The organism is Chloroflexota bacterium, assembly GCA_026708035.1.
Taxonomy (GTDB): Bacteria; Chloroflexota; UBA11872; order UBA11872; family UBA11872; genus JAJECS01.
Genome location: JAPOVQ010000019.1, coordinates 1 through 23,975 on the forward strand (window position 1 = coordinate 1; position 23,975 = coordinate 23,975).

Consider the following 23,975-nt stretch of genomic DNA (forward strand, 5'->3'; position numbering starts at 1 on the left):
CCGCCTGGCGACGCCCCATGGTCCGCCCCGCCCCTGGGTTTATGCAAAGGTCTCCTCTGGGAGAGGGTTAGGGAGAGGGGCATCCGAGGCTTGGGCGTGGAATGCCGACGATTCAGGCAAAGGTCTTCCCGAAAGAGCCATCGAACGGATTGCCGCAGAGCCGACGGCCGACAACAGACCTGCGCTAAAGCTCAACCTCGTCCAGCGGCCAAATCGGCCGCCGCAGCCGCGTGTAGCGGTGCTCCCGCGGGTCGAAGCGATGCTGCGCCGGGAACGCCACCCGGTGCACGCTGCCGGCGATGGGCTCATAGGCGCCGCGAAAGTGGTTGGCCGACTTGACGCCGATCCACGACAGACGCTCGGGCTCGAATCCGAGCATGCGCGGTCCCTCCAAGTCGAACACTTGCATGCGGAGCGTCGTCACCGCCACGTGGACGCCGCCGATGCGCAGCAGCACCGACGGACCGAAGTCCTGCACCATCCCCGTATACATCGGACCCGTGATCGAAAAGCGCAGATCGAGCAGCCGCTCCACCACGGCGGTGGCGTGCACCGGCGGTCCCTGGTCCGGGGCCGACTTGCCGCCGATGTCCACGGTAATCTCGGTGCCCTCGCCGGCCTGCTGGGCAATGCCCACAACTTCCGGATCGCACAGCGTGACGATGAGGGCATTGGAAAGACCGGCATCGAGGAACGCCCGCAGCATGCCCACCGAGTCGCCCGGCGCGCCGCCGCCCGGGTTGTCCTGCGGGTCGCCAAACACGGCCGGCCAGCGGTTCACGGCCCGCGCCGTCCGCAACGCGTCGTCCCAGGAGTCGAGGTCGGGCAGGAAAAGGTCGCGCTGGTCGTAGATCCAGCCGCCGAGCGCGTCGGCCTCGCGCCGCGCCAGATCCGCGTCCCGGTCGGCGACCACGATGACGGAGGCCCCGGCGTCGTGGATGTCGGCCCACGGAAAGCCGGGCGCCACGGAGGCGGTGAGGATCCCGGGTTGCGTCTCCAGCGCGTGGGCGCGGGCGACGATGGTGTCGAACGGCTCGCGCCCGGTGAACTGTCCGCCCGTCCAAAGCATCGGCAGTTGCCGCCACGCCATCACGGGCGACAGCTCGCCGCGCAGCGTCCCCACGATCATTTGCGAGGCTTCGAGACCCCGCTCCAGGAAGTCGGTGTGCGGGTAGTTGTCGCAGGGAATGAGCGCGGTGGTGGCGTCGCACATGCGCTGGGTGATGTTGCCGTGCAGGTCCAGCGTGGAGATGACCGGCGGGTCGTCGCCGATCACCCCGCGGATGCCGCTGAGCAGATCGCCCTCGCCGTCCTCGACGTCCTCGATGACCATCGCGCCGTGCAGGTCCAGCAGCACGCCGTCCACCGGCCCCAGGTTCGCGAGGCGTTCCAGGAACTCGCCCTTCAGGCGCCGCCAGGCACCGGCCTCGACCGGCGCCGACGGCTCGGCGAACGTCCACAGCACCGGCGCCAGCTCGAAGTCGAACTCCTCGGCGCCTGCGATGAATCCCCCGGCGCCCGAGTTGACGCCGCGATGGACGTCGATGATCTCGTCGCCCCGCAGCAGCCCGCGCCCGGTCTCCGAAAACGCCTCATAGGGCGTCGCGACGGGCGTAAACGAGCTCGATTCGTGCGCGATGGCGCCGATGGCAATCCGCATGGCCAGAGTCCCGCGCAAGCGTCCCGCCGAACCGTTGCATGCCGCCACGCCGACCGTCAACGCGCCGGCATGTGCACCTGGCGGAGTTTCAGCGCGATCCGGCCGGAGTCCGCGCGCTCAGCCCCGGGAGCGTCAGGGGCGACATCCGACCCGTGCGCCCTCTGCCAGTCGAGTCCCTCGAGCCAATCATGGGCGGCTTGCTCGACATCGGATTCGGCGAGCCTAGTCACGGTCACTCCCTGATTCGGACCCGTGAGTCTTCCACAATCCAAAGCTGGCCTTTTGCGAATGACCTGGCAAGCGTCTCAATCAACATTGCCCCGATGTCCAAGAGATCATCACGCGTTTGCCTGGTCAGCCGAAAGACCACGATCCCGGAAACTGCCCTGGCGGATACATCCGGATGTCCGCGAAGTCGATGTCTTGGGTTACCAGTATTCGTTCCTCGCCAAGGCAGACTGAGGCGACTTCTGCATCCGTGGCTCCGCCCATGCCCTGGTCGAGGACCGTGACGGCGTCGTGGCCCGATTCCGTGAAGTGACGCTTGAGCTGAAGCGGCAAATTCTCGTCGAGCTTGAAGCGCACGGGGCTTCCCTATGCGCCCAACGGGGTCATCCGCTCCTTGGCCAACTCGGCTGCGTATTGCAGGGCCGCCTTGACTGCGTCGGCCGAAACGGAGGGGTAGCTCTCGGCGATCTCCTCAGCGGTCAATCCCGCGGCGAGATTGTCCAGGATCACCGTGACCATCACGCGGGTGCCGGCGATGCAGGCTTGGCCGTGACAGATATTCGGATCAACGGATATGTGCTCATGCCAGCTCATGGTCGACCACCTCCTGTACCGCCAGAGCTTAAACGTCGCGCGCCCGGCGTGTCAGGTGCGCTTTCTGGACCATGAGTCACGCGCCAACCGAGGTATTCACACTGGCCGCGAGCGGCGGCCTCAAACTCAGCTTCGCTGATGGTGGTCATGGGTAGTCCCACGGATTGACGACGTCGATGTCCATCCCGTCGAAGTCCCGCACGTTCCGGGTGGCGATGGCCAAGCCGTTGGCCTTGGCCGTTCCGGCGATGAGCGCGTCACCGACGTCGACGGCGTGCCCCGCGAGTCGCGCCTGCGCGCGGAGCTTGGCCGCCCATTCGGCGCCCGACTGGTCCGGGGGCAGCAGCCGGTCGTGGAAGGCGGCGAGGATATCCGCTTGCAGGGCGCGCAACGTTTCCAGGCGCCGGCCCGGGGTAAGTGTCGCCAGGCCGTATTCCATCTCGAACACGACGACGGACGATAGCCATAGGTCGTTTTCGTCATTGAGAAACCGGACCACCCGCGCATCGGGTTCGTCTCTAGTCAGTTCGGAAATGACGTTCGTGTCCAGAAGAAAACCCGTCAACGTTCGTCGTCATCCGCATAGGGAATCGGTCGATTCGAGCGCCGTTCACGGGGGACTTCCCAGTTCAGGCCCCGCGGCACGTTATCGATCAGCCACCGGCCCAAGTGCATCGCGGGAGGCGACTTTTCCCGCCACACGCGTTCGGGCACGACGACAAAGGGCCGCCGCAGGCCGATGCGCTGCGGTCCCTCCTCCTCGGCCAGCCGCAAGACTTCCGATAGCTTGGCCTTCGCCTCGGCGACGGTCCAGGTGCGGTCTGATGCTTCAGCGCTCAAGGGCAGGCCCTCCGTCGAATTTGGACTAGTCTAGTCTAGTCCATCTTCGCCCACGACCCAGCCGGAATGCGGGAACTCTGACCTTCAGCGCGCCGCCACGCGCTCCTGGCGAGACCTGGCGCGGGCACGGCGCTTGCGCCCGTTGTAGGCGTGGGCGGCGACGGCGAGGACGAATGCCACCCCAATCGCGACCGTGGGCCCGATCCAGGTGCCCGGCGTGATCCGCAGCCGGTGGGCGTAGGTGATCGGTCCGGGACCGCCGGAAACGTCGACCTGGATGGTCCAGTCCACGTCGTCCGGCGCGCGCTCGATCATCTCGTAGACCGTGCCGGTGTAGATCGCCTCCCAGGGACCCAGCAGGCCGTCGGGCGTCAGGGCCATGATCGAGACCTGGGCGTCGGTCACCCGCTCGCCGCTGCCGAGCTCACGCAGGTCGATGGAGTAGTCGAGCCAGCCCTCGTTGAGAATGGCGAAGGCCCGGATTTGATAGGGGCCGCGGTCGCCGCTGTAGACCAGGCTGCCGCCGTGGGCGGCGGCGGCGCTGGGGAGGGCGAGCATGATGAGGGCCACGACAATCAAGGCTGCGGTCCGACGCCTTGCCCAGAGGACGCGCCTCACGGTTCGAACGGACTGGATTCCGGCTTCCGCCGGAATGACGGAGGGGGCGACGCGCCGTTCTCGGCGGCCGAGAGCGAGCGTCTGAGATTCCTCGCTGCGCTCGGAATGACAGCGGGGGTGAGAGTGACGGAGGGGGCGACGTGCCACCGCTGAGTCGCGGATGACCCTCACCCTTGCCCTCTCCCTTCCAGGGAGAGGGAATTAGAGGCGGATCCCAAACTGCCCACCACGCGCTGCAGCGCGGCTTCGAGCTCCGACGCTCCGACCAATCCCTCGAACCGCGCGCTGACCACTCCAGCGGCATCGATCACAAACGTCCACGGCTCCGTTTGCAGACTCCAGGCCTTGAAGGCCGGCGTGGGCGCCAGGCGCCCCTCAGCGCGGGCAATCGCCAGGTCGAAGGGCTCCAGATGGACGAAGCGCACGCGGTCGGTGTAGGTCTCGTGCAGCGACGCCAGCTCCTCATAGACCGGCCCGCACATGTGGGAGACGCAGAAGCGCGGCGTGCTGAACTGCACGACGAGCGGCCGTCCCTCCCTTAGCGCTTCCGCCACGGTGACCGCGTACATGCCCAGCACGGGTTCCTCAGCGCTGGAGAGTTGCTCGACATCGGCGACATCGTCGAGCGTGGGGTGGTCGATCGGGGGCGCCGCCGTGCCGACGCCAGGCGCCGAGGGTTGCGCAGTGACGTTGAACGCGGCCTGCGCCCGGAACGCAGCGGCATCCGGCGGGTCGACCGTCAGCTCGGCGGACCAGATGCCCGGCGTGTCGAACTCGGCCGCCGCCACCACGTAGTAGCCCCGCGTGTCGACGTGCATGTGGACGAATCCGTCGTCGTGGATGTGCGGGGTCGAAGAGCGGGTCTCGTGAAACGCCGCGGGCCGCGAAAACTTGAAGTGCGTCGCCGGACCCTCGAGCAGCGAGAACCGGACCTCGACCGCGGCTTGGTCAATGCCGACGCCGTCGTTGGTGACCACCGTGAACGGAAACCGGTTGGGGCCGACCACGAACTCCGTCGCCGTGGTAAAGACGTTGATGTCGTCGCGCTCGGCGGGCTCGCCACAGGCCCCGGCCGCCATCCCCGCGACGGCGATTCCCAGGCTCATGAGCACGCGTCGACGCGGAACGCCAACAGGTGTGGGGTGTCTCACCGACGCCCACAGTCCGGCGACGGCAAGCTGATACCCTCGTGACTCATTCGCAGAGACGCCTTCGCACTATAGCGGGCAAGCCGAATTGGTAGCCGCACCAAAACTGACCGAGAGCGACCAGGATCACCTCCGCGCCATCTATGACGCCGGAGGCGCGCGCGCGCAGATTGCGATGGGCCGCGTGGCCGAGGTGGCGGGCAACTCGCCGGCATCGGTCACCGTGGCGGTCAAGCGGCTGCATGCGCGCGGCCTGGTGGACTACGAGCGCTACAAGGGCGTGCGCTTGACCCCCGACGGCGAGCGCATGGCGCTGGAAATGGTGCGTCACCACCGCCTGATCGAGCGGTTCCTGGTGGAGTTCCTCGGCTACGACTGGAACGACGTCCACGAGGAGGCCGACCGCCTGGAGCACGCGATCTCCGAGGAGTTGGAGCGCCGCATCGCCGCCAGGGTGTCGGATCCCACCACCGATCCCCACGGAGATCCCATTCCAACCGAGGCTCTCGAGGCGGTGGACGATGGAGCCTTCATGCTCACGTCCGCCACCGCCGGTCAGCGCGTCGCCGTGGCCCGGGTATCCGACCGTGACCGGGCGATTCTGGCCTACCTGACCGAGATCGGCCTGGTGCCGGGCGTGCGCGTCGACGTGTGTGAGCGCCTGCCGTTCGACGGTCCGCTCGAGATTCGCTTTGGCGAGCGCACCCATCACCTGGGCCGATCGGTTTCCGACCGCGTATTCGTGTTGCCGGACGAGTAGGACGCCGACGGCGGGCGGCAGCGGTGCGTGAGTGCCAATGGGACGTAGGGGCGGGTTTCAAACCCGCCCGCGCCCGACCATGTCGATGCCGGCCACGGCGCGATCCGGCCGCCACAGACCCCGCCTCGATACGGGCAGCCACAAGGGCTGCCCCTACACCGATTCACTTCCCGTAGGGGCGCCTCTTGTGGGCGCCCGTCCGCGCATTTGGGGCAGCCGCAAGGGCTGTCCCTACACCCGCTTACCGCCGATGCCGACTCATCCCGAGTAGGGGCGCCCCTTGTGGGCGCCCGTGACGTCCGGCTGATCCCCTGTACGGGCGCCTCTTGTGGGCGCCCGTCCGGTGGCGCAACTCGCCGAGGCGGAACACCGGCCGCTATGGGTCTAACTCCCTTAACGACCGAGGCCCCGCGCGATGGCGGGGCCTCGACCGTTCGGCGGATTGAACTAGAAGTCCATGCCGCCCATGCCGCCGCCGGCGGCGGCTGCTGCCGCAGCGGCTGCGGCGGCGTCTTCGTCCTCCGGCGCGTCGGCGATCAGGGCTTCCGTGGTGAGGATCATGCCCGCGATCGACACGGCGTTCTCGAGCGCGGACCGCGTCACCTTGGCCGGGTCGATCACGCCGGCCTTGACCAGGTCCACGTAGTCCTCGTCAACCACGTTGAAGCCGATGTTGCTGGAACCCTCGGATTCCTGGCGTCGGCGAACCTCCTCGATGACGACCGATCCATCGGCGCCAGAGTTGGTGGCAATCCAGCGCAGCGGCTCTTCGAGCGCCCGGCGCAGCGCCTGCGCGCCCACCAGCTCGTCGCCGCCGAGAGTGTCCTCGACGCCGTCGAGCGCGCTGGCGGCGTTGAGCAGGGCAATGCCGCCACCGGGGACGACGCCTTCCTCGATCGCCGCGCGCGTGGCGGACAGCGCGTCCTCCACGCGGTGCTTCTTCTCCTTGAGCTCGGTCTCGGTGGCCGCGCCCACGCGAATCACCGCAACGCCCCCGGCCAGCTTGGCCAGACGCTCTTGCAGCTTCTCGCGGTCGTAGTCGGAGGTGGTCTCGTCGAGCTGGCCCTTCAACTGCGTGATGCGGGCCTGCACGGCCGCCTCGTCGCCCGCGCCCTCGACGATGGTGGTGTCGTCCTTGTCGGCCACCACGCGCCGGGCCTGGCCGAGGTCCTCCAGGATGATGCCGTCGAGACGGCGGCCCATGTCCTCGGAGATGACCGTGCCGCCGGTGATGACGGCGATGTCTTGCAGCATCTCCTTGCGGCGGTCGCCGTAGCCGGGGGCCTTGACCGCCAGCACGTTGAGCACGCCGCGAAGCTTGTTGACCACCAGGGTCGCCAAGCCCTCGCCCTCAACGTCCTCGCCGATGACCACCAGTTCCTTCTTGCCGGCCTGGGTCACCTTCTCCAGCGTGGGCAGGATGTCGCTGACCGAGGAGAGCTTCTTGTCGGTGATGAGGATCAGGGCGTCCTCAATCGACGCCTCCATGCGGTCTTGGTTGGTGATGAAGTAGGGCGAAATGTACCCACGGTCGAACTTCATGCCCTCGACGTACTCGATTTCGAATTCGAGCCCGCGGGACTCCTCGACGGTGATGGCGCCGTCCTTGCCGACCTTGTCCATCACCTCGCCGATGAGCTGGCCGATGTGCTCGTCGTTGGCGGAAATCGAGGCGATCTGCCCGATCTCTTCGCGACCGCGCACCTGGTTGGCGTCGGCCTTCACTTGCTCGACGACCATCTCGACGGCGGTGTTCAGGCCGCGCTTGATGATCATGGGGTTGGCGCCGGCGGCCACGTTGCGCAGCCCGGCCTTGATGATGGCCTGGGCCAGCACGGTGGCGGTGGTGGTGCCGTCACCGGCGACGTCGTTGGTCTTGCTGGCCGCCTCTTTGATGAGCTGGGCGCCCATGTCCTCGAAGTTGTCCTCGAGATCGATGTCCTTGGCAACCGTGACGCCGTCGTGGGTGACGGTGGGCCCGGAGTACTTCTTGCCCAGCGCCACGTTGCGACCCTTGGGGCCGAGCGTGGTCTTGACGGCGTTGGCCACCGTATCGATACCCTTGACCAGCTTGGCGCGGGCCTCGGTATCGAGCAGGATCTCTTTCGGCATGCTGTCGTTCCTCCGACCAGCCCGTTATCGGTGCATGCGCGTCGGGGCCTCTCGCATTCTGCCGGCGAGGGCGCCCGACGCCACGGCAAGGGCTTTGGGGTGTCTTGGTGCGAATTGCGCACTAGGTCCGTCCGCAAAATTGTAGGGAGCGCCCAAGTCGAGCGTCAAGCATGATTGGCCAGCGCGGCGCCCGTTAGCGCTCCGGCGCCTCGAGTTCGCCGATCCGCTCGAAGTCCGCCCACCACTCCACGTCGTCGGGCAGGTCGGAGATGTGCAGCACGACCTCGCCGGGGGTGAAGACGGCCATCCGCTCCCCGAGGTCCTGGGCCCCTTCCCTGTCAGCGGCGACGTAAATGTGCGCCCAAGTGCTGCCCGACCAGCCCGCACCGCCCCTGCCGTTGACGCTATTGAGGTTGACGGTCGGGATGTTGCCGACCTCCGGCGGCGCGTAGTCGGTGAATCGCACGTCCACGATCCACAGGCCCTCGGAGAGCAGCTCGACCGGCTCCGATGGCTCGGGGCCGGTCCCGCGGATTTGCGTGGAGGTCTGCGTGACGGTGGTGGTCGATTCCGTGAAGCCGCGACCCAGCTCGCTCGGTGGGAGCTCGCGCGGGTCAGCGTCCTCGACCGGGACCTCACGAACCCTTTCGATCTCACGAACCACGGCGGAAGACGTGAAGCCGCCCTCCACGGTCTCGACCGGGACTTCGCGAATCACTTCTGATATCACGATCTCGGCGTCCGACGTGAACTCCGAAACTTGACTCGTGGCCAGCTCGAAGAATTCCCCGGCCAGGGTGTAGGTGTGCAGCGTCGCAAAGTGGTGGGCGGCCGTGAACAACGCCGTCGCTGAAAGCGCTCCGGCGATCACCACGGCGGCCAGCGTCAGCAGGCCGCGCTCGATGCGACTGAGATGTTCCATTGGGATTGCTCCTTCCGTTAAGTCAGCGAAGGGCGGGGACGATCCGCGTCCCCGCCCTTCGCTTGGCGCCGCTCGTTCACCCGTCTCACGGTGGCCGCGAGGACGTCGGTGGAAATTGGGCCGTCACGGCGAGGATCGGCGCACGGACGAGCCTTCCAGGCGCCGCGCCTCGCCGCCGCGTCTTCACGGCGGACGTTTCCGTAGATTCAGCACGGCCGGCAGGACGACGATCAATGGCCGCTCAATCGGGCCCACGACTTACCCCGCGACGCCCGCGCTGGCAACGGCGGTAGCCGCCAGCCAGATTCCCACGACGATCAAGGCCATCGCTCCGAGAAGACGGCGTCTCATGGTCGGGCTCCTTTTCCGGTCCGTCCCACCGGGCCCGCGGGACCGGAAACCCGCCGGCCCGACGCGCCTCGGCTACGAGTCATGACGACCGATGGACTCGGAACGTGCGCCACAGCGCCACGACCCCCGCGATCACCAGGGGGATGCCGAGCGCCACGGCGAGTCGCTGAGCGGTCGGCAGGGTGATCGGCAGTCGGGAGCCGGGCACGGGGTCGATTGGATCTTGCGCGCCTAGACGCGCGCCGAGACAGGCCAAGAGGAGCACCGCCACGATTCCGCCGCCGACCACGGCCCGTGCACGAGTGAGTACGTGAGGCATCGGGGCCTCCTTCCTCCTGGCGATCGTCGTTGACCACCTATCGGCACCGTAGCTCGCAGAATTCCATATAGCAACTCCGTCGTCAAGGTTCTTACACAGATGTCGGGTGCTATCGTCGCGGCATGCTGTCGCGTGTTGAGCGGGCGTCTATTTGACCACGGCGCTGGTGGTCATTGTGGCGATCCTGTGGCCGCTGGTCCGCGATGAATTGGACCGCGCGCCGCTGGTTCAGCTAGCGCCACCGCCCGCAGCGACGGCGATCACGACGATGGCGATGACGGACAACGCCATCAAGGGGATGATCAGGAACTCAATCGGGCCCAGCTCCTTGTCAATCGTGCACCCCAAAGCCACCCACCGCCCACCGGCGCCCGTTAGCGCTGGGGCATCTTGAGTTCGCCAAGTCGCTCAAACTCCACCCACCAGGCGACATCGTCCGGAAGGTCCGAGATCTGAACCACGACCTCACCGGGTGCAAACACGGCCATCCGCTCGCCCAGGACTTGCGCCCAATCGCTGTCGGCCGTGACATAGAGGCGATTCCACCAGTCCTCCGACCAGGCGACTCCGCCATCGCCGCTGATGCTGGTCACGCTCACGCTCGGGAATGGCTCTACGTCCGGCGGCTCGTCGTCCACGAAGCGAACGCTGACAAGCCATAAGCCCTCGGACAGCAGCTCGAGTGGCTCTGTGGGCTCCGAGCCGACACCGTCAATACTCCGAAACTCCTGCGTGACGGTGCTGGTCATCTCCATGGAGCCGCGAATGGGGCGCACGGGGACGCTCTCAACCGGGACTTCCCGCACCACCTCTGTCACGAGCCGAGGCTCGCTCGTAAACTCCCCCACCTGGCCCGTGGCCAGCTCGAAGAAATCCCCGGCCAGGGTGTAGGTGTGTAGCGTCGCAAAGTGGTGGGCGGCCGTGAACAACGCCGTCGCCGACAGGGCTCCGGCGATCACCACGGCGGCCAGCACCAGCAGAACGCGCTCGATCCGGGTGAGGTGCGTCATCGGTCACTCACTTTCGTTTGTGGCTCAGCGTCGAAAGCCGCGCCATATCACGGCACCGACGATGAGCGCCAGAACCAAGATGATGAGGAACTCGATCGGTCCCAGGTGCTCCATGGCTTACCCGGCGATGCTCGCGCTGACCACGGCCGTTGCCGCCAGCCAGACCCGGACGACCATCAGGGCTGTCGCGGTGAGGAGTCGTCGTTTCATGGTGAATCTCCTAGCTGCTCGCATAGTCGCCGGGGCACACCTGCCGCCGAAAGTCCACGACCCACGCCTCGTCGGTGTCCACGCTCAGCGTCATGGGCCCCGCCGGCAGGACAGGCGTATCGACGATCCTCGCGCGATCCGCCTCGTCGAGGGGCAGGACGCTGATCACGTTCTGGATGCCCGTCCAGGTCCTGATGACGGGTCGCACGTGGCTGGCCAGCGTCACGGGATGTTCCTCGCCGCCGCCGCCCAGCACCTGCCATACCCCAGGGCCCAACTCGATGGTCACTTCCTCGCCGGGATCGCCTTCAATGTGCTGGTTGCCGTCAAGCACGATCGACTCGACCTCGATCGGGTCATTGGAATATCCGGTTTGCGCGAGCCGCGTAAACGTTCGCCGCTGCAGCTCGGCGCCGACGGCGTCGAAGACGACGGCGGCGCCGATCAGCACCAGAGCGAGGGTCGCCACCGTCATGGCGGTGGCGGTCAGCGTGGGTCGTGGTAGGCGCATGAGGGTCTCCTTCGGTTAGTCATCGGCACTGCCCGGGCGCTCAATCGTCACCGTCGCACGCCATCGACGATCGGCGAGAACGGCGATGATGAGCCGCCCGCCAAGAATCAGCATTTCAATGCCGTTGAGAACGAAGCCCCGGTGGCGAGCGTTCTCAAGATGATCTTGTCGACGGTCACGGTGCTTTGAAGAACCTGTGGCCGGGCCGGTGAGCGGTTAGTCCCACCGGCCCGGCGCATGTGGCCACTCCTCAGGCAGCCCGAACGCTCGGCGCGCTCGCCTCATCCACTGTCGCCGAGGAGATGGCTGTACCAACTACAGCCCCGACCGGCATCTAGAGCCACTCCGACTCGTAGGTGACCTCGCTGTCGGTGACGCCGTCCCCGTACTGCTCTTTCCAGATCTTGGTGATGTCAAGAACGTTCACGCAGTCCTGAAGCGGGGGGCAGAGGCGGAATTTCCCACGCCCCGTGTCCTCGTGGTAGTTGTGGCCAACCCCGCCAGCCGTCGTCTCCACATGGTCGTCATAGGCGGTCCACGGCCAATTGACGGAATCGATGTCCCCGGTGACTTCCTTCCAGGTCAGGATCTTGGTCGTGTTGTTCGCGCACCAGAGGGTCTTGGTCCAGTAGGAGCCCTTTTCATCCGAGTGGCGGAGATAGTGCGACCAGCAGGTCTGATGATGCATCAGCCAGTCGCCCGGTACGAGATTCGCGTCGATCTCTTCAACCGTCGACACGACCGTCAGACCATCGTGTGTCACGCGAATGGTCGTGCCCACTTGCTGATCGTCGATCGTGACTATCGGCTTCCCCTCAGCATCGCGGCTCAAGGTCACGTTTTCGGGGATCTCGCCCGATGGCGTCTGCGCCCCGGCGGTCCCAACGCCGAAGACCGCGAGCACCAGCAGCAGGCTGAGTCGCAGGGCGAGTTTTTTCATGACTGGTCTCCTCTCGTTTCTGTTTGATGACCTCAAGCGTCCCGTTGACGACGCCAAGGTCCACGTTCCGTAGTTGGGAACGCGCGAGGGTCAACGTCTCGCGACCAAACAGGCCAAGAGGAGCACCGCCAGGATTCCGCCGCCGACCGCGGCCCGTGTGCGGGTGAGTACGTGAGGCATCGGAGCCTCCTTCCTCTAGGCGATCGTCATTGACCACCTATCGGCACCGTAGCTCGCAAAAATTCATCTATCAACTAGCTCCTAAAGAACTTTTCACTGTTATGAGGTAATATCGTCGCCTCATGTTGTCTCGATTCGAGCGGGTCGTGTATTTGGCTACAGCACTCGTAGTCATTATGGCGATCCTGTGGCCGCTGGTCCGCGATGAGCTGGACCGCGCGCCGCTGGCGCCCCTGGCGGAACCGCTGGCGTTGGCGCCCCCGGCCGCGAGCGCCAGCGCGCCCTTCCCATCCTTTGGCGCCGAGAACGTCAACATCAGCGGCGTCGGCCCCGACTCACAGACGCTGGAGCTTGGCGCCGGCGTCTACGTCGCCTTGGTTTACGGCGACACAACGGACCTCGACGTGACCATGCGAACCCTCGACGGGCGCAGCACCATGACCTGGGGCCAAACGACGCATGCGTCGTTTGCGGTGGGCGATCACGTCGAGGCCTCGCTCTATCCGGGGCCGACGCGCATCGACGTCGTCCCACCAACGGATTTCACCCGATGGGGCATCCGGTTCGAGCGCTATGCCTATCCGGAATCGGAGGCGCGCCCCTAGGGTCGTCGCAACCCGCTCCACGTTGCACTTGAAACTCGCAGGCGTTGTGGCGGTTTCTCAGCGCGTGCCACACTGAAGCCATCCCTGCCGAGGCGGCCTGAGCCATGCGCCTGTCCATGCGAAGCGACTACGGGGTCCGCGCCCTCACGGACCTCGCGATGCACCACGGGCAAGGACCGATCCAAAGCGCGGACGTGGCGCGGCGCATGTCCATTCCGCCGGTGTACCTGGACCAGGTGTTCAGCGCGCTCCGCAAGGCCGGGCTGGTGCGCAGCACGCGCGGACCGCAGGGCGGCCACGAGCTGGCGCGCGGACCCGATGCCATCACCATGAGCGACATCGTCACCGTGCTCGAAGGCCCGCTGCCGATCCTCGATTGCCTGGAGGACGCCTCGGCCTGCGACTTGACGGACACGTGCTCGCAGCGACCCGTGTGGGGGCGCGTGCGGACAGCCATCCTGACCTCGCTCGAGGCGGTCAGCCTGGCCGAGCTGGCCGTCGACATGCAGGAAGCCCGCGAGCGGCCCGCCTACAGCATCTAGCCATGCCCTTGCAGATCACCCGCCGCCAGCTGGACGACATGGTGGCGCACGCCCGCGACGAGGCGCCCCTGGAGTGTTGCGGCATCATTGGCGGCACGGGCGACCGCGCGCACGCGACCTTCCGCACGCGCAACATCGACCAGAGCCGGGTGCACTACACGATCCATCCCGAGGACCACTACCGGGTCACGCGCGAGATCGAGGACGTGCGCGAGTGGGACGTGCTCGGCTTCTATCACTCCCACCCCGCGAGCGAGGCGTTTCCCTCCGCCACCGATCTCCGGCACGCGCTGGAATCGGGCTACAGCGAGGTCTCGCGCTTCGTGATCGTCTCGCTGGCGGATCCGAGCGCTCCCGTGGCGCGCTCGTTTTGGCTCACGGGCGGGGAAATTGACGAGGAGCTGCTGGTGATCGTCTCGGAGGAGGGCGCCGATTAGCACTGCCGCGCCGGCGCGCAGCTACGCGCCCACCATGGCCGTCGACGCCCCGCTCGACGACAAGCTCGACGCGCTGCGCGACAGCCTGCGGCGCATGGCGCGGGTGGTGGTGGCCTATTCCGGCGGCGTGGACAGCAGCCTGCTGGCCAAGGTCGCGCACGACGTCCTCGCCGATGAGGCGGTGGCCGTCACGGCTCTTTCAGCCAGTCTGGCCGAATCCGAGCGTGTCGAGGCGGCGGCCGTAGCGGCGGAGATCGGCATTCGCCACGAACTGATCGTGACGCATGAGCTCGAAAACGCCGACTATCGCCGCAACGACCGCATGCGCTGCTTCCACTGCAAGGCGGAGCTGTTCGACTGCCTGCAACGCTACGCCGACACGCATGGGATTCCCTACATGGTCTACGGCCCGGTGGTGGACGACCTGGGCGACTTCCGTCCGGGCATGGCCGCCAGCCGGCAGCGCGGCGCGCGCGCGCCCATGGTGGAAGCCGGGCTGCGCAAGGCCGACGTGCGCGAGCTGGCCCGCCGCTTCGACCTGCCAACCTGGGACAAGCCGGCGCAAGCCTGTCTCGCCTCGCGCGTGGCCTATGGAACGGAGGTGACCGTGGAGCGCCTGAGCCAGGTCGAGCGCGCCGAGGCGCTGCTGCGGGCCGAAGGACTGCACGAGCTGCGCGTGCGCCACCACGACGCCATCGCCCGCATCGAGGTCCCCGCCGACGCGCTGCCGCGGCTCGTGGACGACCCGGAGCGCCGCCGTCGGATCGTCGACGGCATCAAGGCGCTCGGCTTCGCCTTCGTCACGCTGGACCTGGAGGGCTTCCGCTCAGGTTCGATGAACGAGGCGCTGCCGCTCGCCGACCAAGACGCGCCGTAGGGACGGCTCTACCCGAATCCTCTCGGTGTAGGGGCAGCCCTTGTGGCTGCCCGCCGCGGCCTCCCGAGGGCGCCCACCAGGGGCGCCCCTACAGCAAACGAGATCACGTAGGGGCAGCCCTTGTGGCTGCCCGTTCGAATGGCCCTGCCCTATCGCCGGAGTCAATTCAAACTGACGCCCGGTCACGCATCTCCTGGGGAAGACAACGACTTGGCCGATCGGCCCAATTCCGCGTCGCGAATCGCGCGTTGCTCGGCAATCAACACGGCGGCGTCGACGCCCAGGTCTGTGGTCGGACGCCGGGCCAGCCGCTCCCTCATGGAGCCCGGCTATCCGGGATTCCTCGGCAACTGCACCGTCATTTCGGTGTATTCGCCGGGCCGGGACTCCGGGACGATCTGCCCGCCGTGCTCCCGGACGATCTCGTGGGACAGCGTCAATCCCAGCCCGGTGCTCCGGCTGCTTTCCTTGGTGGTGAAGAAGGGGCTGAAGATCTTGGCCGTGACCTCGGGCGACATGCCCACGCCGTTGTCGCGGATTGCCACCTCAACGCCCTCGGCCGTTCGTCGACTCCCGATCCGCAACTCGGGCGCGTAGTCGTCACCGTCGAGCCCCGCCCGCTCCGCCACGGCGTGGCAGGCGTTGGCCACCAGGTTGGTGAACACGCGGGCCAGGTCCTCCGGCACCGCGACGATCGGGCCCACGTCCGGGTCCAACTGCTGGCGAATCTCAACCGTGAACCCGGGCGTTTGGGCCTGCGCGGCTTGGTAGGCCAGGCCGGTCTGCTTCGCCAGGAGGGGATTCAGGTCCACCGGCTCGAAGGACCCCGCGCCACGCCGTCCCATCGCCAGCAAGTCCGCGATGATCCGGTCGGCGCGTTCGCTGTGCATCACGATGCGCCGCATGTTCTCCACCAGGTCCTCGGTCAACTCGTCCGCCGTCTCGAGATCGCCGTCGTCGGGCTGCTCGGGCGCTTCCTTGATCTGACCGGCGATGACTTCGGAATTCGCGGCGAAGTTGCGGATGAACTGCAGCGGATTGCGGATCTCGTGCGCCACGCCGGCGGACAGCTCGCCCAGCTCCGCCAGCTTCTGCTGGCTGACGATGCGGTCCTGGCTCTTCCGCAGCTCGTCCAGGGTGTCTTCCAGCGTGGCGTTCTTTTCCTGCAGCTCGTCGGACAGCTTCTGCACCAGGTCGAGCTGCATGGCCCGGATGGAGCTCTGCCGCAGCGTCTCCAGGGCCAGGCAGGCCTTGGACACCTCGTCGTTGCCCCGGGGCTCGATGCGGTACTCGAAATCGCCCATGCCCAGGCGGCGAATCCAGATCTCCACCGCCACGGTTCGAATGCCGACGTGGAGGACCAGCGCCGTCATGGCGAGCGTCAGACCCAGCAGCGCCCCGGCAAGGACGATGAGGACGGTGTTCCCGTGGAGCGCGGCGACGACGTTGGTGCCGACCAGAAGCCCGATCACCGTGAAGAGCAGCACCATGTGCTGCACCGAGTAGCGCCGGATGGAGAACGTCGACAGCCCGAACGGGTCGTTGCGTTCCAGCGGCTGGTCGGAGATCGGGTCCGGGCGGTTCATCGGGTCATTCTCTTCGGGGTCCTTGCGCATTGTGCCCGCAACGCCTCACTCTCACGCGGCCCATGGTAGTTTCGTACCGGTGCGGCGAAGCAGTGGGCGGGGGATGAGCGATGGACGACCCCTCGCCCGGCCCCGTCAACGACCCCTCCGGCTGCCTCAGCTGGGGCTGCCTGATCGTGGTGGTGGTCTTTGCGGTGCTGGCGATCCTGGGCGCCACCGGCGTCTGCGCTGCCGCGTAGCCGTGGCGCGGCAGCTTGAAGGTCGGCTTCACAGCCCATACAATCTAGCCATTTAATCTAGCCATGAGTTTGCCATGACCGATTGGCCCCTGCATGACGCCAAGAACCGATTCAGCGCCCTGGTCGATGCGGCCCTCGCCGGCGATCCCCAGCGAGTGACCCGCCGGGGTAAGCCCGCGGTCGTGGTGCTGGCCGTCGAGGAGTACCAACGGCTGTGTCAGGCTGAGAAGGCTGGCGCGCCCACGTTCATCGACCATTTGCTCGCCATCCCCAAGGGCGGGCCGGATGACCTGTTCGATCAGGCCCCGGTAAAGCTTCGCGACGTGGAGTGGTGATGTATCTGCTTGATACCAACGTCGTTTCCGCCCTGCGCCGGCCCGACCGTCACCAGGGGCCAATCGCCTGGATTCAGGCCCAGCGGCCGTCCGACGTGTTCCTGAGCGTGGTGACCGTCGGCGAGATCGAACGCGGCATCGCCCGGCAGCAGCACCGCGATCCGTCGTTTGCGCGGGAGCTGTCAGTCTGGCTGGACCGGGTGCTCACCTGGTACGGCGACCGCGTGCTCGGTGTCGACGTGCCGACCGCCCGGCGCTGGGGTCGAATGTCCGGTGACCTCGGGCACGAATCCGCGGACCTGATCATCGCGGCCACGGCGCTGGAGCACGGCCTGACTGTAGTGAGTCGGAACACCAGGCACTTCGAGCCCGCAGGCGTCGAGGTGTTCAATCCGTTTGGCGGAAGCGAGGAGTCCGACGACGGCTGAACGCCGTGAGAGCGCCGGATCGTTTGCAGGGCGACGCAGCGCTGGAGAGCATGAACAGGTTTCCGCCGGGGGATGGAGCGGAAGACGGGATTCGAGGGCTCTGTCAGATTTCAGACCACGGAGCACAACGAGGCGACGTATCCCGTGCTCGACGCTCCCTAGCTCGTTCCCATCTCCGCGATCAGCCCGTGCCAGCGCGCAAGGAACAGCCGGCGCCATTGGGCCCCGGCAGCCCGTAGCACTCACCCGCCTCAATGGCCAGCAACACGCCGTCCAGCGCGATGATCGGTTTGGCGGCGCGTTTGCGCGCTTCGCGCCGGCGCAGGAAATCCCAGGGCCGCCGGCGCGGCACGCGCGGCTCGAACTGCTTGGTCAGGGTGTCGGTTTCGACGAGGGGCATGGTTTGCGTCCCCGCGCCTGCGTCGATCCGCTCGATGCGATGGGGCCGAGCGGTCATGGGATCGTACCAACCCGGATTGTCAGTGCCCGACGCCGGAGCGGAGGTGCGACTCTTGACGCGGCCGAAGCTGCCATGTCCGCGCACGAGGCAGCCGAAGCACGACTTCCGGCTGAGCGCTGTCTCGGCCGCCTGCGACGAAGCTCGCCTCCGCGACTCATGCGCCGGCGGAGTCGGCTTCGGTACGCTGATGGCCCGCGTTTTCAGTCGCGAGCAGATCGAGTCATGCGCATCACGCTCGTCCGGCACGCCGAGTCCGAGGCGAACTTCTCGAATAGGTACGGTGGGCACGATACCGGGCTGACCGACCGCGGCCGCAGGCAATGCGCCTTCCTGGCTCAGCACAGGGATCGATTCGACGGTGCGCGGATCATCGCCAGCGACCTCGCGCGCGCGACCGAAACGCTTCGTCTCGTCCTTGGGTCCGCAGTGGACGCGACCCTCGAGCAGGTCTGGCGCGAGCGCGATTTTGGCGGCGCCGACGGGATGCTGGCGGATGCGGCGCGCGCTCGCTATCCCGCAGTGTTCGATTTCGAGGGTGCCGGATGGTTCGCGGCCAAGACAGAGGACGGCGAGTCCCTCGCCGACGTGGATCGTCGCGTCCGCGTCGCGCTCGAGGAGATCGTGGCGCGCGACGACAGCCACGTCGCCGTCTTCACCCACGGCGGCCCCATACAGCTTTCGATTTGCGCAGTGCTCGGCCTGGACCCGCGCACGCACATGCGGCGATTCAACGTCGAGAACACCGCGATGGCGACATTTCAGAGTGCGCCGTGGGGTGTCGTCGTCACTGGGTGGAATGAGGTGTCGCACTTGCCGTCCGAGGAGCGCACGGGCGTATTCGAGGCCTAGGAAGCCTCTGATTTAGTCGCGGGTTGGCCAAGAACCGCACCCGGCACTGCCAGTTGTTCGGCTTCGCAAATCTGCTGCTGGCGGCACGCACCGCGCCGGCCTAATCGGGCGCACTGCGCTCCGCGCGGGGACGATCGCACCCCTGCAACGGATAGAGACGGCGGATCGAGCCGGCGCGCTGCCTCAAGCCGTGATCCCGGACCCGCGCTCAAGCCTTGGCGCTCAGGCACCCCTGTTGTTCAGACGTCTCTTGGAAGCCCCACGCCATTCCTAGTTCCGGCCGTGACTCTTTCAGGCGCACCAGGGGGCGTCTGCACTCCAGCGGTTAAAACTGCGGATGGGCTGGCCGGCCAGCCGGGCGCGGGCGTCAAACCAGAGGTCGCGCCAGGCGTTGTGGTCGGCGAGGGCGGATTCCGGGTTGGTAGCGCTGCGGGCGACGAAGTCGGGAAAGTCGGCGCGGCCGTTGATCTGGCCAGTGGGCTGATAGCGCAGGTCCATGCTCCAGCGCACGCTGTCGCTGAGGTTGGGAAGAGCGCAGTGGGGCGTGAAGCGCGTCATCAGGAGGACCGACCCGGCGCGCATTGGGAGTGGCAAGAAGTCGTTTCTATCCAGTGCCTGTGGAGTTATCGCCAGGCCCTCGTTGCCGGGGCAGTGATTGAGGATTCCGCCCCGGTGGCGCCGTGGCCAGACGCCAAGGCAACCCATCTCGGCGGAGACGTCGGTGATTGGCATCCAGACGGTGAGGACCTCGCTGGCGTCGGCATCGGCGGATTGCACGCCGATATCCTGGTGGACCGACGTGGTGAGGGTGTTTTCATCAGGGATGCCGTTCCATTGATTGTCAGTCCTGGCGAGTGAGAGAGGGGTTTTGACGCGGATGTGTTGGATTGGGCTGGAGGTTATCTCGGGTCCGACGATCGACTCGACAAGGTCGAGCAGGATCGGGTGTGTGAGGATGCTAAAGGCGCCGTTCCCGAGGTAAATCGGGGTGTCGGCGTCGATTGATCTCCTCTGTGGGAGAGAGATGTCGAATTCTTGGGCGGGAAAGGCGCCGGGGGCGCGGAGAACCTGTAGGACACGCTGCCCGAAGGACTCCTCAAAAACGTAGTGTTCGATGTCGCCGGCCTCAAGCAGGCGGCGGGCGATCCGGTCTAGAATGTTGCCGAGCTCTTCGTTGAGCAACTTGAAATCGCGGGCCGGGTCGAAGACATCATCGATGACGAGATACCCTTCGCGGTCGAAGAAGTCCCTTTGGCCCGTGCTGAGCCCCCGCGCGTTGGCGCTCATCCGTCCTACCTCCTGTGGCGCTTTGCGCGACCTGGTGACGGTCACCGCCTAAACTCCTCAAGGGATATCGGGCGGCAGGCGTCTCCGCCGCAGGCCGACCGGCCTGCGGCGGAGTTTGGTTCCTGCGTCAACCGCCGAAATCGAGCTCGACCGGCTCAGCGTCCTTGAAGAAAAACTGCTCGGGGCGCGCGGGGCCCGGGCTATAGGCCGCTTGCCCATATGGGAGAACCTCCGCCACATTCTCAAGCCGGTTGCTCCGAACTCGCACACCAATGAGCGCCGGCGACAGGCCGACCGTCCCGATGACCCACAGGTTGTCCACCATGATGCGGTGGATCTCCTTGCCGAGTTCCCGGGCTTCTTCGACGGAGACTCCCTTGGCTCGCTGGTGGAGTTCCTGTTGGCGCCGGATCTCACTGCCCGCGGGCGGCTCCAACCCTCTGGCGCCGCCGGTCTCGTACCAGATTCCGTAGAGCGGGGCGGCAGAGGCCGCGGAGGCCATGAGGGAGGATCCCGGGTAGAGGAGCGGTGTGTCGTTCCCGTGCAGCGACCAAATCCAGATTTGCAACTCGCCATTTGCCCGTCGCACGTTGAACAAGCTGCGCTCGAGCACCTGGAAGTTGACGCGGATGCCGAGGTTCCGCTCCCACATCTGACCCACGGACTCAGCGATGCCTGGAAAGTCCACAAAGGACGCCGCGACCGAGACAAGATCCAGAATCAACGTGCCTTCGCCATCGCTGCGCAATCGGAAACCGTCGGCATCGCGTTCTGCCAGGCCCAGTTCGTCAAGGATCGCGTTGGCCTTCGCAGGATCGAAGTCGGCATACTTCGTGCGGTACTCGGGCTCAGGGGCGTACGGCGAGCCAGGGGCTGGCGAGGTCGTGCCGGGCGAACCCAGGCCCACCCAGTGAATCTCGTTTAGTTCGTCGCGGTCGATGCCGTGCGACAGCGCCCGCCGGAAGTCAAAGGTCTCGAGCCACTTCTTGATCTCCGGGTCATCACCTTGCCACGCCTGGTTGAAGTGAAAGCCACCCTCGGTGCCGTGGTTCCCGTTATAGAAGCTCACGGTGTAGCCGCCTCTGATTTCGTTGGCCTTCAAGACGGGTACGTTGCCGATGACGATGTGCCGGACCTGAAAGTCAAGTTCGCCAGCTACGGCCCTGAGGTTTAGTACCTCCAAGTCCTCGGCAAGATCGGTCCGAATTCGGTCGATGTAGGGCAGCTGATTGCCCTCAATATCCACAGCGTGATAGTAGGGATTTCGCTCCAGCAATACCTGCGGTGTGCTGTTAGCGGTTAGAGGCTTCCAGGCGGTTGTAACCGGACACCCCGGGTTGCGCACGGGGTGCGCGACCGTCTTCATGTGCTGGACCCAGTTCTCGTAGCCGGCGTCGCTGGCGAGCTTCGCGGCGTTGTCGTCACCGACGTACGTGGGGTGAAACTGGGATAGGTAGTGCTTGGGTGCCCAGATGCTATTTCCGAGGTGACTTGAGGAGAACGCGCCGCCAGGCGGGTTCGAAGCCAGCTGCTCGACGAAGACGAAGTTGGGTGCGCCGAAGCGGACCCTGACGGTGTAGTCGTCCACCTTCTCCCACGTACCCTGTTCACCCTGGGAGTCGGCATTCCAGGTAGACCCGCCTGGGTGGTAGTCGTCGTTCAGATACAAGTCCTCGTACCAAAACATGACGTCGTCAGCGGTAAGCGGCGTGCCGTCGGACCAGCGGTGCCCCTCGCGCATGAAGAAAGTAAAGGTGGTCCCGCCGTCACTGACCTCCCACCCCTTGGCGATATAAGGGACGACTTTGGTTAGCTGGCTGTTCCAGTACAAGAACGTGTCGTGGAGGATGCGGTCAAAGTTGGCGAGGTCGCCGGGCCCAGTGAACGCCCGGCGCATTGTGCCGCCATACTTGCCAATTCGCCGCAGCGGTCGGTAGACCAACGGCTCCTTTGGCAGCCGCTCCGAGATTGGTGGCAGGTTCCCGGCCTGCACCAACGCGGTCCATTGCGGCGCCTCGGAGAACGACTCCGGAATGAAGCCAGTCACGACGTCGACGTTCTCACCACTGGCCGGCTGGAGGGCCGGTATCACCCGCTCGGTCTCAATGACCTTTTCTACGACCTTCTCGACCGGAACTTCCTTGATCACGGTGGTCGCGACCGGCACTTCCACTTCCTTGGTGACGATCTTCTCTTGGATCACCACCCTCTCGACCGGGACCTCTTTGATCACGGTCGTCTCGATCGGCACTTCCTTGGTGGCGACCTCAGTCTCGCCACAGGCCATCAGAATCGGCACGCCCGCTACTCCGACTGCGCCGCCCCCGATCAAACGAAGCCAATGTCGACGCGACAGGCGTTTCATAATCAACCTCCCCGGTACCAACCTCGGATGCGATACCCGCTTTGCTCAACAATCACGCTTGCGCCGACCGGAGATGCCTGAAACCGGTGCGCCGATCCCGATGACGATCCCAATATCGTGCGCACTGCGTAATCGTGCGCATAGCGTATGCGGGTACCACTGATGCGTCAACGCAGGCGATGCGTACGCTGCCACCTGTGAGGGCCGGTCAGACTGCGTCTGCCGCTGAGTACGATTTGTTGGTGAACATCCCTCTCGTATACGGTATCCGGGAGGCGCCGCTGGTTCATCGGACGCGGCGCCTCTGGGGTTCGTCAGCGCTCGGCGATCCGTGATCTGTGGTGGTCAACAGTCCGACGCTTTGCGGTTTCGTTAGGCTTCTCTGCGAAGTACGCTAGGAAAGCAGCGAATGCAGACGTGAGTTCTCGGCTCTCAGTGCCGCGTGGGGCTGTGCATCGCGCGGGCGTAGTCATCATTGCTGGAAGAGGATTCGGATCCGCCTGCTGACATTGGCGCATGAGCGGACAGACGGCGAGCGCGGCAATATCCCCTGGCGGCCGGGCCGCGCCGGCTCGTGCAGGCGCTCGGTGAGCGGGTGCGGCGTTCGCCGTTCAAGTGGCGACAGCCCATCATCGCCGGCATTCACACCAGACCATCGACCGAGTCTCGCAGTAGGCGCACGATACGGGGGGTTATAGACGTGCCAAAGTTCGGCCTGGCCATCTCGTCGACGTATTTCGTGGAAGATGAGCGTGCGGGGGGGTTGGAGCCGATTGTGCGCGGCCTGGCCGCAGCCGGAATCCGCGCCTGCGAGCTCTCTTTCAAGCACGTGGAGCCCCCTGTCGATGTCGCGCTGGTGCGATCGGTGCTCGATCGGCATGGCGTGCAGGCCCCAACCATCCACCCACCAATCGGCGCAACGAATCTGGGCGCGCTGGACGAGGACCACCGCCAGACTTCGGTAGCGGAGATCAGCGCGTGCTTCGAGCCCTACGCGGCGCTGGGCGGCGGCGCGGCGATCGTGCATCCCAGCGGCAGTGGGGTTCCACCTAACAAGTCACTCGAATGGGACGAAGGGAACCGCGCGGCGCACCTGGATGCCTTTCGTCGCTCGCTGGACGAGTTGCTGCCGATAGCCGAGACGCTCGGCATTCGCCTCGCCTGCGAAAACATGCCGTCACATGGCCGGCCCCGGCCGGGGGTCCTGATGGAAGAGGTGCGGGCCGTGATCGACGGCTACCCCGATGAGGTGGGACTCTGCCTGGACACCGGGCACGCGTACATGAGCGGGCTCGATCCAGCGGCCGAAGCGCGCGTCGCTGGCGAGCGCCTCATGGCGTTGCATCTGCAGGACACGGACGGCGTGGCGGACCGGCACTGGATGCCTGGCCAGGGAAACGTGAATTGGGCGGAGTTGTACGCGGCGTTGACCACCATGGGCTTCGATGGTGCGTGGACGTTCGAAGTCCACATCGAACCCGCTGCGGCCGCGGCGGCCGCCCGGCGCGTATCGGACGGCTGGGTGGCCGGGCGGTTCTAGCTCGGCTGCGCCCAGGCCACGC

General features: G+C 66.2%; 28 protein-coding genes. 10 read left to right on the plus strand and 18 right to left on the minus strand.

What is annotated here, in order from left to right; genetic code table 11:
• Nucleotides 1-184 precede the first annotated feature (184 nt).
• From OXG33_08640 to OXG33_08675, 8 genes are all read right to left on the minus strand, one after another.
• Nucleotides 185-1,660: a M81 family metallopeptidase gene (locus OXG33_08640; GenBank protein MCY4113990.1), complete on the minus strand. Its 1,476-nt coding sequence runs from the start codon at nt 1,658-1,660 to the stop codon at nt 185-187.
• A gap of 56 nt (nt 1,661-1,716) precedes the next feature.
• On the minus strand, nt 1,717-1,890 hold the full coding sequence (locus OXG33_08645; protein ID MCY4113991.1) for a hypothetical protein: 174 nt from the start codon (nt 1,888-1,890) through the stop codon (nt 1,717-1,719).
• A 124-nt stretch (nt 1,891-2,014) separates the two neighbouring features.
• A complete protein-coding gene (locus OXG33_08650; protein ID MCY4113992.1) occupies nt 2,015-2,245 on the minus strand; it encodes a DUF5615 family PIN-like protein in 231 nt (76 codons plus the stop codon).
• 9 nt (nt 2,246-2,254) lie between these two features.
• Nucleotides 2,255-2,482, minus strand: a complete 228-nt coding sequence (locus tag OXG33_08655) for a DUF433 domain-containing protein (protein ID MCY4113993.1) — start codon at nt 2,480-2,482, stop codon at nt 2,255-2,257.
• A gap of 145 nt (nt 2,483-2,627) precedes the next feature.
• Nucleotides 2,628-3,047 (minus strand): type II toxin-antitoxin system VapC family toxin, encoded by a 420-nt coding sequence (locus OXG33_08660; GenBank protein ID MCY4113994.1) that lies wholly within the window; start codon nt 3,045-3,047, stop codon nt 2,628-2,630.
• The gene (locus tag OXG33_08665) at nt 3,044-3,322 is read right to left on the minus strand and encodes a prevent-host-death protein (protein MCY4113995.1); all 279 of its coding nucleotides are present in this window, start codon (nt 3,320-3,322) and stop codon (nt 3,044-3,046) included. The genes OXG33_08660 and OXG33_08665 overlap by 4 nt, the downstream gene beginning before the upstream one ends.
• A gap of 84 nt (nt 3,323-3,406) precedes the next feature.
• The gene (locus tag OXG33_08670; GenBank protein ID MCY4113996.1) at nt 3,407-3,901 is read right to left on the minus strand and encodes a hypothetical protein; all 495 of its coding nucleotides are present in this window, start codon (nt 3,899-3,901) and stop codon (nt 3,407-3,409) included.
• A gap of 206 nt (nt 3,902-4,107) precedes the next feature.
• A complete protein-coding gene (locus tag OXG33_08675) occupies nt 4,108-5,046 on the minus strand; it encodes a hypothetical protein (GenBank protein ID MCY4113997.1) in 939 nt (312 codons plus the stop codon).
• 130 nt (nt 5,047-5,176) lie between these two features.
• Here OXG33_08675 and OXG33_08680 point away from each other — a divergent pair, with 130 nt between their 5' ends.
• Nucleotides 5,177-5,848 carry a metal-dependent transcriptional regulator gene (locus tag OXG33_08680; protein ID MCY4113998.1) on the plus strand — a complete coding sequence of 224 codons (672 nt, stop codon included), beginning with the start codon at nt 5,177-5,179 and terminating at the stop codon, nt 5,846-5,848.
• Nucleotides 5,849-6,295: 447 nt separating this feature from the next.
• On the opposite strand, the gene groL is transcribed toward OXG33_08680, so the two are convergent.
• The 6 genes from groL to OXG33_08710 all read right to left on the minus strand — a co-directional run bounded on the left by groL (nt 6,296) and on the right by OXG33_08710 (nt 12,223).
• Complete coding sequence (gene groL / locus OXG33_08685) at nt 6,296-7,960, minus strand: chaperonin GroEL (GenBank protein ID MCY4113999.1); 1,665 nt, start codon at nt 7,958-7,960, stop codon at nt 6,296-6,298.
• 193 nt (nt 7,961-8,153) lie between these two features.
• Nucleotides 8,154-8,882, minus strand: a complete 729-nt coding sequence (locus tag OXG33_08690; GenBank protein MCY4114000.1) for a hypothetical protein — start codon at nt 8,880-8,882, stop codon at nt 8,154-8,156.
• A 430-nt stretch (nt 8,883-9,312) separates the two neighbouring features.
• The gene (locus tag OXG33_08695; GenBank protein MCY4114001.1) at nt 9,313-9,552 is read right to left on the minus strand and encodes a hypothetical protein; all 240 of its coding nucleotides are present in this window, start codon (nt 9,550-9,552) and stop codon (nt 9,313-9,315) included.
• A gap of 374 nt (nt 9,553-9,926) precedes the next feature.
• Nucleotides 9,927-10,562, minus strand: a complete 636-nt coding sequence (locus OXG33_08700) for a hypothetical protein (GenBank protein ID MCY4114002.1) — start codon at nt 10,560-10,562, stop codon at nt 9,927-9,929.
• A gap of 220 nt (nt 10,563-10,782) precedes the next feature.
• Nucleotides 10,783-11,283: a hypothetical protein gene (locus OXG33_08705; GenBank protein MCY4114003.1), complete on the minus strand. Its 501-nt coding sequence runs from the start codon at nt 11,281-11,283 to the stop codon at nt 10,783-10,785.
• A gap of 334 nt (nt 11,284-11,617) precedes the next feature.
• Nucleotides 11,618-12,223, minus strand: a complete 606-nt coding sequence (locus OXG33_08710) for a hypothetical protein (GenBank protein ID MCY4114004.1) — start codon at nt 12,221-12,223, stop codon at nt 11,618-11,620.
• A gap of 356 nt (nt 12,224-12,579) precedes the next feature.
• On the opposite strand from OXG33_08710, the gene OXG33_08715 reads away from it, so the two are divergent.
• The 4 genes from OXG33_08715 to larE all read left to right on the plus strand — a co-directional run bounded on the left by OXG33_08715 (nt 12,580) and on the right by larE (nt 14,864).
• A complete protein-coding gene (locus OXG33_08715; GenBank protein ID MCY4114005.1) occupies nt 12,580-13,008 on the plus strand; it encodes a hypothetical protein in 429 nt (142 codons plus the stop codon).
• A gap of 104 nt (nt 13,009-13,112) precedes the next feature.
• Nucleotides 13,113-13,550, plus strand: coding sequence for an Rrf2 family transcriptional regulator (locus tag OXG33_08720; GenBank protein ID MCY4114006.1), 438 nt, complete (start codon nt 13,113-13,115; stop codon nt 13,548-13,550).
• A gap of 2 nt (nt 13,551-13,552) precedes the next feature.
• Nucleotides 13,553-13,987 (plus strand): M67 family metallopeptidase, encoded by a 435-nt coding sequence (locus OXG33_08725; protein MCY4114007.1) that lies wholly within the window; start codon nt 13,553-13,555, stop codon nt 13,985-13,987.
• A 34-nt stretch (nt 13,988-14,021) separates the two neighbouring features.
• Complete coding sequence (gene larE, locus OXG33_08730; GenBank protein ID MCY4114008.1) at nt 14,022-14,864, plus strand: ATP-dependent sacrificial sulfur transferase LarE; 843 nt, start codon at nt 14,022-14,024, stop codon at nt 14,862-14,864.
• 329 nt (nt 14,865-15,193) lie between these two features.
• On the opposite strand, the gene OXG33_08735 is transcribed toward larE, so the two are convergent.
• Entirely contained in the window at nt 15,194-16,450 is a 1,257-nt protein-coding gene (locus OXG33_08735) for an ATP-binding protein (GenBank protein MCY4114009.1), read from the minus strand.
• Between the two features lie 110 nt (nt 16,451-16,560).
• On the opposite strand from OXG33_08735, the gene OXG33_08740 reads away from it, so the two are divergent.
• From OXG33_08740 to OXG33_08750, 3 genes are all read left to right on the plus strand, one after another.
• A complete protein-coding gene (locus OXG33_08740) occupies nt 16,561-16,689 on the plus strand; it encodes a hypothetical protein (GenBank protein MCY4114010.1) in 129 nt (42 codons plus the stop codon).
• A gap of 74 nt (nt 16,690-16,763) precedes the next feature.
• Complete coding sequence (locus OXG33_08745) at nt 16,764-17,024, plus strand: type II toxin-antitoxin system Phd/YefM family antitoxin (GenBank protein ID MCY4114011.1); 261 nt, start codon at nt 16,764-16,766, stop codon at nt 17,022-17,024.
• Nucleotides 17,024-17,452 (plus strand): type II toxin-antitoxin system VapC family toxin, encoded by a 429-nt coding sequence (locus OXG33_08750; GenBank protein MCY4114012.1) that lies wholly within the window; start codon nt 17,024-17,026, stop codon nt 17,450-17,452. The genes OXG33_08745 and OXG33_08750 overlap by 1 nt, the downstream gene beginning before the upstream one ends.
• 181 nt (nt 17,453-17,633) lie before the next feature.
• Here OXG33_08750 and OXG33_08755 read toward each other — a convergent pair whose 3' ends face one another.
• On the minus strand, nt 17,634-18,158 hold the full coding sequence (locus OXG33_08755; protein MCY4114013.1) for a hypothetical protein: 525 nt from the start codon (nt 18,156-18,158) through the stop codon (nt 17,634-17,636).
• Here OXG33_08755 and OXG33_08760 point away from each other — a divergent pair.
• The gene (locus OXG33_08760) at nt 18,135-18,761 is read left to right on the plus strand and encodes a histidine phosphatase family protein (GenBank protein ID MCY4114014.1); all 627 of its coding nucleotides are present in this window, start codon (nt 18,135-18,137) and stop codon (nt 18,759-18,761) included. The genes OXG33_08755 and OXG33_08760 overlap by 24 nt on opposite strands.
• A 291-nt stretch (nt 18,762-19,052) precedes the next feature.
• Here the strand turns inward: OXG33_08760 and OXG33_08765 are convergent, their stop codons facing one another.
• Complete coding sequence (locus OXG33_08765) at nt 19,053-20,048, minus strand: phytanoyl-CoA dioxygenase family protein (GenBank protein MCY4114015.1); 996 nt, start codon at nt 20,046-20,048, stop codon at nt 19,053-19,055.
• A gap of 127 nt (nt 20,049-20,175) precedes the next feature.
• Complete coding sequence (locus tag OXG33_08770; protein ID MCY4114016.1) at nt 20,176-22,347, minus strand: ABC transporter substrate-binding protein; 2,172 nt, start codon at nt 22,345-22,347, stop codon at nt 20,176-20,178.
• Nucleotides 22,348-23,113: 766 nt separating this feature from the next.
• On the opposite strand from OXG33_08770, the gene OXG33_08775 reads away from it, so the two are divergent.
• A complete protein-coding gene (locus tag OXG33_08775) occupies nt 23,114-23,953 on the plus strand; it encodes a sugar phosphate isomerase/epimerase (protein MCY4114017.1) in 840 nt (279 codons plus the stop codon).
• Nucleotides 23,954-23,975: the final 22 nt, after the last annotated feature.

Bases quoted from the DNA above. Each gene is read 5' to 3' on its own strand.
- OXG33_08640 (MCY4113990.1), bottom strand. From the start codon at position 1,660: ATGCGGATTGCCATCGGCGCCATCGCGCACGAATCGAGCTCGTTTACG.
- OXG33_08655 (MCY4113993.1), bottom strand. From the start codon at position 2,482: ATGAGCTGGCATGAGCACATATCCGTTGATCCGAATATCTGTCACGGC.
- OXG33_08675 (MCY4113997.1), bottom strand. From the start codon at position 5,046: ATGAGCCTGGGAATCGCCGTCGCGGGGATGGCGGCCGGGGCCTGTGGC.
- groL (MCY4113999.1), bottom strand. From the start codon at position 7,960: ATGCCGAAAGAGATCCTGCTCGATACCGAGGCCCGCGCCAAGCTGGTC.
- OXG33_08690 (MCY4114000.1), bottom strand. From the start codon at position 8,882: ATGGAACATCTCAGTCGCATCGAGCGCGGCCTGCTGACGCTGGCCGCC.
- OXG33_08695 (MCY4114001.1), bottom strand. From the start codon at position 9,552: ATGCCTCACGTACTCACTCGTGCACGGGCCGTGGTCGGCGGCGGAATC.
- OXG33_08700 (MCY4114002.1), bottom strand. From the start codon at position 10,562: ATGACGCACCTCACCCGGATCGAGCGCGTTCTGCTGGTGCTGGCCGCC.
- OXG33_08705 (MCY4114003.1), bottom strand. From the start codon at position 11,283: ATGCGCCTACCACGACCCACGCTGACCGCCACCGCCATGACGGTGGCG.
- OXG33_08710 (MCY4114004.1), bottom strand. From the start codon at position 12,223: ATGAAAAAACTCGCCCTGCGACTCAGCCTGCTGCTGGTGCTCGCGGTC.
- OXG33_08715 (MCY4114005.1), top strand. From the start codon at position 12,580: ATGGCGATCCTGTGGCCGCTGGTCCGCGATGAGCTGGACCGCGCGCCG.
- OXG33_08720 (MCY4114006.1), top strand. From the start codon at position 13,113: ATGCGCCTGTCCATGCGAAGCGACTACGGGGTCCGCGCCCTCACGGAC.
- OXG33_08725 (MCY4114007.1), top strand. From the start codon at position 13,553: ATGCCCTTGCAGATCACCCGCCGCCAGCTGGACGACATGGTGGCGCAC.
- larE (MCY4114008.1), top strand. From the start codon at position 14,022: ATGGCCGTCGACGCCCCGCTCGACGACAAGCTCGACGCGCTGCGCGAC.
- OXG33_08735 (MCY4114009.1), bottom strand. From the start codon at position 16,450: ATGAACCGCCCGGACCCGATCTCCGACCAGCCGCTGGAACGCAACGAC.
- OXG33_08740 (MCY4114010.1), top strand. From the start codon at position 16,561: ATGGACGACCCCTCGCCCGGCCCCGTCAACGACCCCTCCGGCTGCCTC.
- OXG33_08745 (MCY4114011.1), top strand. From the start codon at position 16,764: ATGACCGATTGGCCCCTGCATGACGCCAAGAACCGATTCAGCGCCCTG.
- OXG33_08750 (MCY4114012.1), top strand. From the start codon at position 17,024: ATGTATCTGCTTGATACCAACGTCGTTTCCGCCCTGCGCCGGCCCGAC.
- OXG33_08760 (MCY4114014.1), top strand. From the start codon at position 18,135: ATGCGCATCACGCTCGTCCGGCACGCCGAGTCCGAGGCGAACTTCTCG.
- OXG33_08765 (MCY4114015.1), bottom strand. From the start codon at position 20,048: ATGAGCGCCAACGCGCGGGGGCTCAGCACGGGCCAAAGGGACTTCTTC.